Annotated in this window: 13 protein-coding genes; 3 read left to right on the forward strand and 10 right to left on the reverse strand. The window is 66.4% G+C overall.

Translation table 11 applies throughout. The annotated features are described in order from the left end of the window. Nucleotides 1–17: 17 nt before the first annotated feature. On the forward strand, nt 18–725 hold the full coding sequence (locus ABZW16_RS07055; protein WP_354953089.1) for a hypothetical protein: 708 nt from the start codon (nt 18–20) through the stop codon (nt 723–725). Then, nucleotides 719–1,477 (forward strand): glucose 1-dehydrogenase, encoded by a 759-nt coding sequence (locus ABZW16_RS07060; protein ID WP_354953091.1) that lies wholly within the window; start codon nt 719–721, stop codon nt 1,475–1,477. The genes ABZW16_RS07055 and ABZW16_RS07060 overlap by 7 nt, the downstream gene beginning before the upstream one ends. A 195-nt stretch (nt 1,478–1,672) precedes the next feature. On the opposite strand, the gene ppc is transcribed toward ABZW16_RS07060, so the two are convergent. The 10 genes from ppc to ABZW16_RS07110 form a co-directional block, all read right to left on the reverse strand. Continuing rightward, nucleotides 1,673–4,504, reverse strand: coding sequence for a phosphoenolpyruvate carboxylase (ppc, locus tag ABZW16_RS07065; protein WP_354953093.1), 2,832 nt, complete (start codon nt 4,502–4,504; stop codon nt 1,673–1,675). Further along, nucleotides 4,501–4,719: a hypothetical protein gene (locus ABZW16_RS07070; protein ID WP_354953094.1), complete on the reverse strand. Its 219-nt coding sequence runs from the start codon at nt 4,717–4,719 to the stop codon at nt 4,501–4,503. Before ABZW16_RS07070 ends, ppc begins: the two co-directional genes overlap by 4 nt. Nucleotides 4,720–4,780: 61 nt before the next feature. Beyond that, nucleotides 4,781–5,200, reverse strand: a complete 420-nt coding sequence (locus tag ABZW16_RS07075) for a VOC family protein (RefSeq protein ID WP_354953096.1) — start codon at nt 5,198–5,200, stop codon at nt 4,781–4,783. A 137-nt stretch (nt 5,201–5,337) separates the two neighbouring features. Then, on the reverse strand, nt 5,338–5,532 hold the full coding sequence (locus tag ABZW16_RS07080) for a hypothetical protein (protein ID WP_354953098.1): 195 nt from the start codon (nt 5,530–5,532) through the stop codon (nt 5,338–5,340). A gap of 48 nt (nt 5,533–5,580) precedes the next feature. After that, the gene (locus ABZW16_RS07085) at nt 5,581–6,399 is read right to left on the reverse strand and encodes a thioesterase family protein (RefSeq protein WP_354953100.1); all 819 of its coding nucleotides are present in this window, start codon (nt 6,397–6,399) and stop codon (nt 5,581–5,583) included. An 11-nt stretch (nt 6,400–6,410) separates the two neighbouring features. After that, nucleotides 6,411–6,548 carry a maltose acetyltransferase domain-containing protein gene (locus ABZW16_RS07090; RefSeq protein ID WP_354953102.1) on the reverse strand — a complete coding sequence of 46 codons (138 nt, stop codon included), beginning with the start codon at nt 6,546–6,548 and terminating at the stop codon, nt 6,411–6,413. Between the two features lie 17 nt (nt 6,549–6,565). After that, nucleotides 6,566–7,141, reverse strand: a complete 576-nt coding sequence (locus ABZW16_RS07095) for an ATP/GTP-binding protein (RefSeq protein WP_354953104.1) — start codon at nt 7,139–7,141, stop codon at nt 6,566–6,568. Between the two features lie 28 nt (nt 7,142–7,169). Then, a complete protein-coding gene (locus ABZW16_RS07100; RefSeq protein ID WP_354953200.1) occupies nt 7,170–7,568 on the reverse strand; it encodes a DUF742 domain-containing protein in 399 nt (132 codons plus the stop codon). A gap of 35 nt (nt 7,569–7,603) precedes the next feature. Further along, nucleotides 7,604–7,987 (reverse strand): roadblock/LC7 domain-containing protein, encoded by a 384-nt coding sequence (locus ABZW16_RS07105; RefSeq protein WP_354953202.1) that lies wholly within the window; start codon nt 7,985–7,987, stop codon nt 7,604–7,606. 41 nt (nt 7,988–8,028) lie between these two features. Next, on the reverse strand, nt 8,029–11,286 hold the full coding sequence (locus ABZW16_RS07110; RefSeq protein ID WP_354953105.1) for a nitrate- and nitrite sensing domain-containing protein: 3,258 nt from the start codon (nt 11,284–11,286) through the stop codon (nt 8,029–8,031). Between the two features lie 474 nt (nt 11,287–11,760). Here ABZW16_RS07110 and ABZW16_RS07115 point away from each other — a divergent pair, with 474 nt between their 5' ends. Continuing rightward, nucleotides 11,761–12,294: a DUF3558 domain-containing protein gene (locus ABZW16_RS07115; RefSeq protein WP_354953107.1), complete on the forward strand. Its 534-nt coding sequence runs from the start codon at nt 11,761–11,763 to the stop codon at nt 12,292–12,294. Nucleotides 12,295–12,315 lie beyond the last annotated feature (21 nt).

The raw sequence follows: 12,315 nt of genomic DNA on the forward strand, positions 1-12,315 counted from the left end.
CACCCCAGGAGCGCACCATGCCCATACCCATACCTATCCTCCATTTGACCCGCGGCCCCGCGGCCGTCGAACTCGGTAAAGCACGCGCGCTCCACAACGAATTCGTCGGATCCGGACCGCAGCCGGGCATCGAGATCGCCCGATCCCTCGGAGACATCAGTCATGCGATCCTCGTCAGTGCGGAGGACACCGCGCCGCAGGAGCTGCTGTTCGTCGACCTGTGGGTCGACGGGAACGGAATGGAGGCATTCTTCGGTAACCCGTTCGCGCAGGAGACCGGGGACCTGCTGTTCTCCTCCCGGGAGGAGTCCGAATGGCACCGGGCGCCAGGCGGATTCGACTATCAGGTGCCTACCCCGGACGGCCTCGAGGCGGTGTACTTCGCGGTCTTCCGCGCTCGGACAGCTGCCGTCGCCGACGCGGTGCCGGGTTTCGTCGACGCCGTGTCCGCGCAGCTGCCGTCCGCGCGCCGACAGGGTCAGCTGTCGCATGCCCTCTATGTTCGGGAAAGGCAAGCGATCTCCGGCCATCCGGCGTCCAACTCCCGCCGCGCCGAAGGTCGGCCGGTCGATCACACCGCCCCCACGGCGGAGATCCTCGCGCTGGACGCGTGGCCGACTCTCGACGGAATCTATCGGCACTACCGGCAATTCACGCAGGTCGAGGGCATCGATGCGGGAGAGCTCACCGTATGGCGGCACGCGGACGGATTCATCGAATGGTGACGGCCGGGCGGCGGTTCGACGGAAGGGTCGCGGTCGTCACCGGGGGCGGCAGCGGCATCGGATACGCCGCGGCGCAACGGTTCCACAACGAAGGCGCACGAGTCGCCATCGCTGGCCGAAACCGGCAGCGACTGGACACAGCAGCGGCATCGATCGGCGAGTCGACGCTCGCGGTACCGACGGATGTCGCACAAACGGACTCACTCGACGCCCTGTTCATCACGGTGTCCCAGGCCCTCGGCTCGATCGATGTCCTGTTCGTCAACGCGGGTTTCAAACACTTCCAACCGATGGACGCGGTGACAGCGGAGAGCTTCGACGAGGTTTTCGACGTCAATACCAAAGGGGCGTTCTTCACACTGCAGAAGGCGGTGCCGTATCTCAACGACGGCGCGGCCGTCGTGCTGTGCGGTCTCGCTCCGGTAGACCCGGCCTGGCGCAGACCGGGAACCGGCATATACACCGCGTCGAAGGCGGCACTGCGTTCGCTGGCTCGCAGCGCCGCCGCCGAACTCGCACCCCGCGGAATTCGCGTCAACGCCGTCAACCCAGGCCCGATCGAGATCCCCGGCGGACGGCCCGGCCTAGCCGACAGCGAATTCACCCAACGCTTGCAGCGGATGGCCGCCTCGGCTCCGCTGAACCGCCTCGGTCGCCCCGACGAGGTAGCCGCGGCCGTCGCATTCCTGGCGTCGACCGACGCCTCCTACATCACCGGCCAGGAACTCTGCGTCGACGGCGGAATATCCTGACCGCAGGGCCGACGCGCCGGATCGGGTCGTTCATCATCCGAGCTCCTCGCTGTCCTGGCATCGGTTCCCACTGCGATTGTGCCGGGTCGCGCAGCTCCAACCGCAAGACCACCGACTGCCCCGGCCGGGTTGCCATGCCGGACCGGCCGGGGCAAGGTCGCCGGCCGGTGCCACACGGCCCCGGTTCCGCACGGCCTAGCCCGAATTTCGCAGTGCGGTGGCGAGTCCGTTCATTGTCAACAGAATGCCGCGTTTGACGAGTTCGGAATCGTCGCCCGCGCGCAGCCGCCGCAGCAATTCCACCTGCATCTGGTTCAGCGGCTCCAGGTACGGGAAGCGGTTGTGGATCGACTCCGCCAGGGACGGGTTGTCGGCGAGCAGGTGATCGTTGCCGGTGATCGCGGCGTGCATGCGGATGGTGCGGGCGTGCTCGTCGCGAATCATGCCGAAGATGTGCTCGCGCAGGGCCACATCGTCGACGAGTTCGGCGTAGCGGGCGGCGATATCCAGATCGCTCTTGGCCATGACCTGGGCCAGATTCGACAGCACGGTGCGGAAGAACGGCCACCGCTGGTAGAGGTCGGACAGCGTGGCAAGACGCTGTGGATCACCGCCCACCCATTCCTCGAGTGCCGCACCGGTCCCGTACCAGCCCGGCAGCATGACCCGGGCCTGACTCCACGACATCACCCAGGGAATGGCCCGCAGGTCGTAGACCGAATTCGTCGGTTTGCGGGAGGCCGGCCGGCTGCCGATATTGAGATCGCCGACCTCGGCGACCGGCGTGGACTGCCGGAAATATTCGACGAATCCCGGTGTTTCGTGCACCAGCCGCGCATATGCCGCCCGCGCCCGCGCCGCCAGATCGTCCATGAGTTCATACGACGGTTCGGCGTCGGGACCGAGCCCCTCGACATCGAGCAGCGTCGATTCCAGGGTGCCCGCGATCAACGACTCCAGATTGCGATGCGCCGCACGGGGTTCCGCGTATTTGGCGGCGATGACCTCACCCTGCTCGGTCAATCGCAACGAACCCTGCACGGCACCGGCGGGCTGGGCGAGAATGGCGTCATAACTGCGGCCGCCACCACGGCCGACCGTGCCACCGCGACCGTGGAAGAGCCGCAACCGAATTCCGGTCTTGCGCGCCACCTCGATCAGATCCAGCTCCGCCCGGTACAACGCCCAGTTGGCCGCCAGATATCCGCCGTCCTTATTGGAATCGGAGTATCCGAGCATGACCTCCTGCCGCATTCCCTTGGCGGACACCAACTCTCGATACACCGGAACATCCAGCGCGGCGGCCAGTGTGTCCGCTCCGGCGCCCAGATCCTCGATGGTCTCGAAGAGCGGCACGATATTCACCGAACAGCTCGGCGGCCCGTCGGGCTCACCCGGATCGAGCAGCCCGCCCTCCTTCAACAGCAGTGCGGCCTCCAGCATGTCGCTCACCGACGTGCACATGCTGATGATGTAGTTCGGCACCGCCTCGGTACCGAAGGTGTCCACGACATCGCGTGCGGCACGAACTATATCGAGTTCCTTGGCGGCGAGTTCGCTCAATCGCGCATGCGGACCGAGCAACGGCCGACGGGTCCGCAGCTCTGCGGCCAGCAGTTCGACCCGTTCGGGTTCGGACAGGCTCGCATAGTCCGGATGCACACCCGCCCAGGCCAATAGCTCGGCGACGACCTGCTCGTGCACCTCCGAGTTCTGCCGCATATCCAGACCCTGGAGATGGAATCCGAAGGTCTCGATGGCATATCGCAGTGCTGCCAGCCGGTCGTCGGCGAGCAGGTCGTCACCGCTGGCCCGCATCGAGGCATCGATGGCATCCAGATCATCGAGTACCGCCTGCGGTGACGAATACGGTTGCGCCGCAACACCCACCGGCAGCGCCGTATCCGGCACCGCCCCGTCCACGGCCTGCGACCGCGCGCCCTGCTCGCCGGGTCGGCCCGGCACCGCGCCGAGCGCACGCTCGGCCGTGGCCGCCAGCCGCGACCAGATACCGTGCAGCGCCCGCCGATACGGCTCATCGGCATACGCGGCCGGATTCGGGTAACCGATCTCCGCGAGCGCCGCCACCTCGGGTGTGACAGGCACCAGTCGCGCCGACAGCGCCAGCGACTTCTCCAACTCCACCAGCTCGTGCAGATACCGGCCGAAGGCGACCGCGGCGGCCTGCTGCGCGGCGGTGCGCACGACATCGGCTGTCACGTAGGGATTTCCATCCCGGTCACCGCCGATCCAGGATCCGGGTCGCAGCATCGGCCGCGGCAGCAGCTCGACACCCGGCCAGCGCGACCGCAGCGCCGTGCGCACCTCGGCATTGATCGCTGGAATCACATCGAACAGGGTGATCTCGTAATAGCGCAGGCCGACCGCGATCTCATCCTGAATCCGCAAGCGCTGCAATCGGATCAGCGCGGTGCGCCACAGTGCGAGCACCTGACGGCGGATCCGCAGCTCGAAATCGGCCCGCTCCCGCTCGGTCTCGGAAAAGCGCTGCCGCAACCGCATCAATTCGGTGATCCGGGTCTGCACATCGAAGACGGTCCGGCGCCGGGTTTCGGTCGGATGCGCGGTGATCACCGGCGACACCAGGGCATCGGTCAGCAGATCCGCGACCTCCGCCCCGTCGAGTGCCGCCGCGTCGAGTTTGCGATAGGTCGCCGCGAGCGAGGATTCCTGCGGCGGCTCCCCCGCCGCCTCGTGCGCCGCCCGCCGCCGATCGCGCTGGATATCCTCGGCCAGATTCGCCAGCAGGACGAAATAGCTGAACGCCCGGATCAGCGGCAGCGCCACCGTGATATCGACGCCGTCCAGCATCTCCGCCACCGCGCTGCGCCCGACCTCCTCGCGCCGTACCCGGAATGCCTCGATCCGCACCCGTTCGATGAGATCGAACACCTCCGGACCCTCGTGATCACGGATGGTGTCGCCGAGCACGCCGCCCAAGAATCGGATGTCATCCCGGAGCGGCCGGGTCGCGTCCTGTTCGGTGTCGATCCGCGCCTGGTTCATGCCCGTGCCTCGCTGGCGCTCGCTTCCATCGCGCGCCATACGCGCCATGTCATGACTCGCTCGCTGCGCTCGCTCATGAATTCGACCCTACTGCGCGACGCCACCAGGTTCGCGGTGACATTCGCCTCCGCACGGGTGCACAGCCGCACGTACGGCAGTCGACGCAGGCCGCCTTGCGCACGCCCCTCGGGTGGTCCGATCTGCCAGGTGCTCACCACGCGCCGAGGTGCTGACCTGGGTTCATGCCGATCCGCATCGGCATCGGCATCGGCATGATCAGCCGAGGATCTGGGAGAACCGAAGGTGGTTGCCCCACGGATCGCGGAATCCGCAGTCCCGCACGCCATACGGCTGGGTGATCGGCTCCTGGTCCACATCGACGCCCGCATCGCGCAGCCGGGCGAAGGTGTCGTCGACGGCCTCGGTGGTGAAGATCAAGGTGCCCTGCGCACCGCTGGCCAGCCGCCCCTTTGCGGCCTCGCGCGCGGCGTCACTCGGGTTCATCTCCGGGTTCTCCAGGATGAATTCGATACCGGGCTGCGACGCCGGTCCGACGGTCAGCCAGCGACCGCCCGGAAACGGCATATCCTGGCGGACCTCGAAGCCGATGACATCGCGGTAGAACTCCAGTGCCTTGTCCTGGTCGCCGACCAGAATGGACACGTGGGTCAGTGCGAAATCCTTGCCGTTGCTCATTGCTGTCTCCCTTGGTTCGAGCGGTACACAGGAATGACGTCTTGCGCATCCTGAATTCATCGGGTTCCCGAGAAGATTTTTGACCGCCTCGGCCGGTACCGCGCCGATTCGTCCGACATCCCCTGCTCAGCACCGGATTACTTGATCAGTTCGATGGTGTACGGATCCGTCGCACCCGCCGATGCCGCGACCGATGGCCGCGAATGCGTCACGACCAAGACCGACGCATCGAGCCCGCCGAGCGGACGCTCACAACTCGCACAGCACCCGCGCCGGATCGTCCGCCGCGACGGCAGCTCGCGGGCGACCACACTGCCCGCACCGACCACCACGCCATCACCGAATGACTACCGAGCCCGGCTACGCCGCTGTCATCCGGGTCAGCGCGTGCCGAGCAGCAGCGTCTGGGTGCCGCGTCCGATCGGGCCCGTCTGATCGAACAGGCGGGACTCGGCCAGGCCGATGCCGCTGTGTTCGGGGTAGGTGGCCGCGTCCAGGCAGATCCACTCGCCGACCGGGTCGCGGTGCAGGGTCACCGTGAGATCGGTATTGATGAAGAAGTATCGGCCCCATGGCAGTACGGAGCTGACGCCGTTGCCGAAGTCAGCGGCGGCGAGGGTGCGCTGCAGCGGGCTGAGCGAGGTGCCAGCCACGATCGAGTAGCGCAGGCGAATCCAGCACACGGCCGGGCCCGGGGTCTGGAAAGCGCCTGAGACGAAACGGTATTCGACCCCGGTGTGGAATCCGACCGGCTGCGTACTCGGGAAGCTGTGATCCGGGCTCGGCGTCACGGTGTCCGGGCCGGGCCGGGTGCCGGTCGGCAGCATCTCGGTCGGTACGTCGAGTTCCGGCTCAACTGGTCGAAGCCGCCAGGCGGTGGCCTTCAGCACCGGTCCGCGGTCGGAACTCAGTGTGGCCTCGATCAATTCGACACTGCGCCCGGGTTGGGCGACTCGCGCCTCGGCCCGGGTGACTCGCGCTTCGGCCCGCAGCGGCGCGATCGGCACCGGCCCGAGAAACTCCACCGTGACCCGTCCGACCCGGCACTCCGGCCGTGGCTCGCACTGCTCGATCACATACCCCAATAGTGCCGACGGTGCCCCGCCGTGCTGAGCATTCGGCGACCACGGCCCACGGGTGAGTTCGGTGGGATGGAACAGGTCCGGGTCCGAGGAGTCGGGCAGGTAGAAAGCATCCATAGTGTTCACTCTTACCCCTCGGTCTCCTCGGGTCCGGTGTGGTTGAACTCATCGCACAGCCGCTGAGCCCGGATCCGCTCGGCTACCAGCTCCGGATCGCTGTCGCGGTACAGCTCCCCGCGCAGCATCCGCTCCTTGTGCTCACCCACGAGCGCCAGGCTACGGGTCAGCCGACCTCGCGGGCTTGCGGCCGTGGTGCGGACAGGCGCTGTACGAGCACCCGTTCCAGCAGCGCTACGAGTACCTCCTTTACCGATTCCCGGTCTCGCGCATCGCATTCCAGGATCGGGATCCACTCGTCGAGCTCCAGTGCCTCGCGGACCTCGTCGAGTTCGAAGCGCTCGCCCTGTTCGAAACGGTTGACCACCACCACGAATGGCGTGTTGTGCTCTTCGAAATAGTCCAGCACCGGATAGCAGTCCTCGACCCGGCCGGTGTCCATCACGATCACCGCGCCGAGCGCACCGTCGACCAGGTCGTCCCACAGGAAGACGAAGCGGTCCTGGCCGGGGGTGCCGAACAGGTAGAGGATCAGCGAGCTGTCAAGGGTGATGCGGCCGAAATCGAGGGCGACGGTGGTCTGGTTCTTATCTTCGCGCCGCCCCGCATCGTCGACGCCGATGGCGACCTCGGTCATCGCCGCCTCGGTCTCCAGCGGTTCGATCTCGGAGATCGCACCGATGAATGTTGTTTTACCGACCCCGAATCCGCCGCTGATCACGATCTTGACCGAGGCGGGCATGGGCCGCTCGGCCGCTGGGGTCCGATATTCAGAGTGCCCGTACAAGGTCCCTGATCCTCTCGATGGCTGCGGTGGAAAGTTCGGGGGCGTCCCGGACCGAAACATGCCCGGCGGTCGCGAGATCGCTGACGATCACCTTCGCGACGCCCACCGGAACGTGCAGCGCCGTTCCGATTTCGGCAATGGAATGCGGCTGCTGGCACAGCCGAACGAGGGTGCGCTGTTCGAAGTGCAGCGGTGCGGACAGCGCGGCAGGCGTTGCCTGCACCAGTGTTTCGATGCGCAGCCCGTCGATCAGCGGTGTGGTGCGTCCCGCCGTGACGACGAAGGGTCGCACGAATCGATCATCGGGGATCTGCACATCCGGACTGTCCCGCGGCGGCCGGTTCGGTCCGAGCCAGCCGAGGGATTGGTTCACCGGGATCATCCGCGGGTCCGGCAGCCGCGGCCGGTCTGGATGTCTCATCTGCGCAACGACTCTCGCAATTCCGAAATGAGCGCCGGGTCGAGCAGCGCACCGGCGCGTTCGGCCAGCACCGCCATCTCGTAGCCGACCAGACCGACATCGCAGCTGCCGTCGGCAATCACCCCCAGGCAGCTGCCGTCACCGAGTGCGGAGACCAGCAGAAAGCCGCGCTTCATCTCGATCATGATCAGCTTCAGACCATCGAATGCGTAACTGCGCGAAGCACTTCGGGCCAGGCTGGCCAGGCCGGAGACCATGGCGGCAAGTCGATCGGCACCGGTGCGGTCCAGCCCATCGGACATGGCGATGAGCAGGCCGTCGGAAGAGACCGCGACGGTATCGCGAACGCCGTCGGTATCGCGGACGAAGTTGGCCAGCATCCAGTTGAAGGTATGCGGGTCCGCGGTCGGTATATGGGTGGTCACCGAATCTCCTCTGCGGTAGGGGGTGAAGCGGGGGTTTGCGCCAAATCCGTGGCGCGCGGGATGCTTTCGGATGCCTCCGGTCGCGGCGGGGTGGGAGCGCCGCGCTCGTGCCCGGCACGGAACGACGAGAGCATGCTGCGGATTTCGGCCGGTGAGCGTTCCGCGGTCGGAGTACTGGGCGTCGGGGTGAGAACCCTTGGCGTGCTGTCGCTTCCGCTGCCAGCCGCGCGTGCTCGCTTGTTGCGCTTGACCAATCCGTTTTTGGTTCGCTGCACATCAGCCGGTGCGGAATCGGATTCCGGTACTGCCGTTGCTGTTTCGGGTATCGGCCACGACAAACCGCTCAGCGAAGATGGGATAGCCGGTCGCAGACCACCGGTCGCGGGTGCAGCGTCGGTTGGGCGATCGGTCGCAGGTACGGCGTCGAAGCGGCGATCGGTCCCGGATCCGCTGACTGCAAGCAGATCGGTCCTGGATCCGTTGGCACCATCGCTCCCAGCGCCGTTCACCCTCGGCAGACCCGCCAGCGATCCGTTGATCCCGAACGCAGCCCTATCACCCGTCGGGATGCCCCCGGACGCAGCCCTATCACCGGTCGGAATGACCCCCGACGCAGCCATATCGCCCGTCGGGATGCCCCCCGACGCAGCCCTATCACCGGTCGGAATAACCTCGAACGAGGCCCTATCGCCCGTGGGGACAACCTCGGACGCCGCCCTGTCGCCCCTTGTTACGGCTCGGTCGACGTCGGTTGCGATGGATGCGACATCATCGCCGAAATCGTCCGGCGCGGAATGGAAGCGCGCAAACGGCGCCGGTGCCGGTGTCGGCGATGGAAGTTCCGGTCGTGCATGCGCGGGTCCACCGGACCGCTGTCGCCGAGGCCCGGCACCGTCGTCCGCGGATCCGCCGGTCATTCGCTTACCATGTGTCGGCGCACCAGGTCCCGAAGCGCTATTGAGTGGAGCACCGTCGACCTGACGCCCGTTGATCAGTGCATCGTCGATCTGAGCCGCGTAGAGCTGAGCGCCATCGACCTGAGCACCATTAACCTGGGCACCACTAGCCTGAACACCACTAACCTGGGCACCGTTGACCGGAGCGCCGTTGACCGGGGCACCGTGTCTCGGCCTACCGAGCACCGGTCTCGCCGAAACAGCCTCACCGGCGGCGGATCCCTCCGAGGCACCGACAAACCCAACCGTCGACTCGGCACTCCCCCGCACACCCGACACCGCACCAGCAGCCAGCGAGCCCCGCTCCCCAGCCACAGCTACGTCGTTCCCACCCGCAAGGGACCCTCTAGCAGCACCGACAAGCCCGGACGCTGCCGACTCGGTAGGCCCCGGCATACCCGGCACCGCACCAGCGGGCACCGCACCTGCCTCACCTCGCTCCCCGGGCGCACGCCGATCCTTCTCTCCCGCAATGATTCCCACCGGCAGCAACAGCCGCGCGACGATCCCGCTCACCGGCGACACATTCAACTCGACATCGATCCCGAGCCGCCGCGCCAACTGGCCGACCACGTAATGCCCCAGATACCGCATCGGCGCGACAATGAAATCGGTTTCGCCGCTCAGCCGGGCATTCGCCTCGTCCAACTGCTCCACCGGCATGCCGACACCGTGATCCACCACCGCGAGCAAATATCCGTTCGGCAGCTTGCGCCCGTAGATCTCCACCTCCAGATCTGGTGGGGAGAAGGCCAATCCGTTCTCGATCAGCTCGGCGAGCATATGCGCGAGATCGCTGACCACCGCGCCGGTGATCGCGACTTCGTCCACCCGCCGCAGCACTACCCGGCGATAGTCGTCGACCTCGGACAACCCAGCGCGGATCACATCGGTGAGCGCGATCGGCTCCGCCCAGCGCCGCGGGCTCGCCGCGCCCACCAGCACCAGCAGACTTTCGGCATTGCGCCGCATGCGGGTGGCCAGGTGATCGAGCTCGAACAGATTCGACAGCCCCTTGGGATCGAGTTCCTCGCGTTCGAATTCACTGATCAGCCCGAGTTGACGGCGCACCAGATTCTGATTGCGCCGCGCCAGATTCGCCATCGATTCGGTGGTATTGCGCCGGATCAGCGCCTGCTGCGAGGCCAATTCGAAGGCTGTGGTCTGCACGCCGTCCAATGCCCCTGCCACCGCAGCGATTTCGGCACTCGCGCCGCGCGGTGTGCGCACGGGTGCTGGCGGGTCCGGGTGGGTCTCACCGGATGCCTGCCAGGCCGCGATCACCTCGGGTAGCCGGTGATTGGCGACATCATCCGCCTCCGCCGCCAGCGCGCCGAGCGGGCGCACAATGGCGCGCACACTGGCGACGACCAGCGCCACCTCGGCGGCAATGGCGATCAGCGCCGCGAGCAGAAAGCCGCCGAGGGTGAGGAACGCATCCCGGCGCAGCGCCTCCGCGCGCCGCTGCACATCGTTGCCGACCGCCTGCTGCACCGCGCGCTGCTCATCGATGACCGCCGTCATCTGCGCCCACCAGGTGCTCGGATCCACCGAACGCACCAGCGGACCCGCGCTCGACGCGATCGCGATCCGCTCCGATTCACCTGCCTTGACGGCATTTTCACTGCGCAGCACCGCATCGAGCCGGGCCTGCTGTGCTGCGGTCGCATCGCGCGCGAAGGCGGTCAGCCCGGCCATCTTGGCGGCGCGGATATCGAGGAACTCGACATATTCGCCATTGCGGAATTCATCGGCGGCGAAAACGCCATTGAGGAAGCCGCGCTCCTTGGCCGTCTGCTCCTTGGCCTCGCCGAGCGCGTACAGCGCCGCCAAGCCGTGCCGCACCTCCGCATCGCGCGCCTGATCGAGCCCGAGCGTCAGACGATTCAGCGCGGAAATACCGTCGGTATAGAACTGGAAGGCGGCCTGCCTGCTGGTCCGGCGGGCGTCGATCTGCGTGCGGGTCGCATCGAGCGCGTCGAATTGTCCTATCGCCGAACGCACTTCGGCCGCGCCGGGCGTATTCCCGGCCGCCGCGTCCTCGAGTGCACGCATCGCCCGATCCGTTTCGACCCGCTGGTCGGACACGGCCTGCACCAATCGGATATCGCCGCCGAGCAGGCCATTGCTGAGCCCGCGTTCGCGCTGCGCCTGCTGCACCAGATCCTGTACGGCCAGTGCGAGTGAGACCGCGTGCACGGTGTCACCGCTCTCGCGGAACGCCTCGACCTCCCGAGCAATCGTCACCCCGAGCAGCGCCAGCACCAAAACCAATGACAGGACAAGGATTCGAGCCAATTGCCCCCGAATCGTGCGCGGCCGCACTATTCTGTTCCCGGCAACCTGGCGTTCACTTCCAGAGTCGGCAGCAATATCCGGTGTGCCCCCGGATTTTTCCGACCGTTGACGTAAACGCACCACCCTGCTCCTCCGATTGCCAGACCGCGACGGCTCTACGGCGAGCGCACGGAAAGTCACGCAGCAGCCTGCACCTGGGGTATGGCACTGTCAACGCGAAAAGCGGACAAAACAGACATCGGACGCATTTGTATACACGCTGGTAATCCAACGTTTCCGCGGTATCGATCCGCTCACACCATGCCGCTCGAAGGTGTGACGTGACGGGCATCGCACACGGCTGCGCCGAGGGTTTCAGCGCGCATGATTCTGCACTGAATCCTCGACGCGCGCCTCCCCTCTCGCCCCCCAATGCCGGGGATACCGTTTGATAGGGTCGACCTCTCCAGATAGTCGCAGCTAGAGAGGGCGGGGATGGCGCACGGATGGAAGTTGATGGTGCTCGCGGCGGCTGTTCTGCCGGGGTTGGTCGCGTGTGGGGGTTCTACGAGCGGTAATCCGACCGCGAGCAGTGCGACGAGTGCGGCGCTGGTCAAGCTGTTCGATCCGTGCACGCAGATCCCCGACGGCACGCTCACGGCTGCGGGCGTGGACCCGACAACGAAAGATAGCGGTGTTGCGGGCGTCCACCAATCCGGTTGGGAAATCTGCGGATGGCGGGGGCCCAGGTACTACATCACCGTGTATTCCACCGCCCGCCCGGTCTCGGACTTCGAGACCAAATCCGGGAACGTCGAGTTCCGTGACGTCACCATCGGCGGTCGTCAGGGCAGGCAGTTCCGGGTCGAAGGCGGATCTAAAGACCTCCTCTGCGATGTGGTCTTCCCTGCCAAGCAGGGAGTTCTGCAGATAGAACTCAGCAACAGGGCCGCGCTGGACAATCCCGAGAATCCATGTGCGCTGCTCAGCCGATTCGGTGCCGAGATAGTTCCAGTACTACCGCAGTGAACGTTCAGGGAGGGGCATCTG

Origin of the sequence: Nocardia sp. NPDC004604 (assembly GCF_040609795.1) — a bacterium.
Classification (GTDB): Bacteria; Actinomycetota; Actinomycetes; order Mycobacteriales; family Mycobacteriaceae; genus Nocardia.

What these genes read in the sequence shown, in the direction of transcription:
- ABZW16_RS07105 (WP_354953202.1), bottom strand. Translation starts at nt 7,987, where the DNA reads ATGCTGGCCAACTTCGTCCGCGATACCGACGGCGTTCGCGATACCGTC.
- ABZW16_RS07055 (WP_354953089.1), top strand. Translation starts at nt 18, where the DNA reads ATGCCCATACCCATACCTATCCTCCATTTGACCCGCGGCCCCGCGGCC.
- ABZW16_RS07100 (WP_354953200.1), bottom strand. Translation starts at nt 7,568, where the DNA reads ATGATCCCGGTGAACCAATCCCTCGGCTGGCTCGGACCGAACCGGCCG.
- ABZW16_RS07095 (WP_354953104.1), bottom strand. Translation starts at nt 7,141, where the DNA reads ATGCCCGCCTCGGTCAAGATCGTGATCAGCGGCGGATTCGGGGTCGGT.
- ABZW16_RS07115 (WP_354953107.1), top strand. Translation starts at nt 11,761, where the DNA reads ATGGCGCACGGATGGAAGTTGATGGTGCTCGCGGCGGCTGTTCTGCCG.
- ppc (WP_354953093.1), bottom strand. Translation starts at nt 4,504, where the DNA reads ATGAACCAGGCGCGGATCGACACCGAACAGGACGCGACCCGGCCGCTC.
- ABZW16_RS07060 (WP_354953091.1), top strand. Translation starts at nt 719, where the DNA reads ATGGTGACGGCCGGGCGGCGGTTCGACGGAAGGGTCGCGGTCGTCACC.
- ABZW16_RS07085 (WP_354953100.1), bottom strand. Translation starts at nt 6,399, where the DNA reads ATGGATGCTTTCTACCTGCCCGACTCCTCGGACCCGGACCTGTTCCAT.
- ABZW16_RS07075 (WP_354953096.1), bottom strand. Translation starts at nt 5,200, where the DNA reads ATGAGCAACGGCAAGGATTTCGCACTGACCCACGTGTCCATTCTGGTC.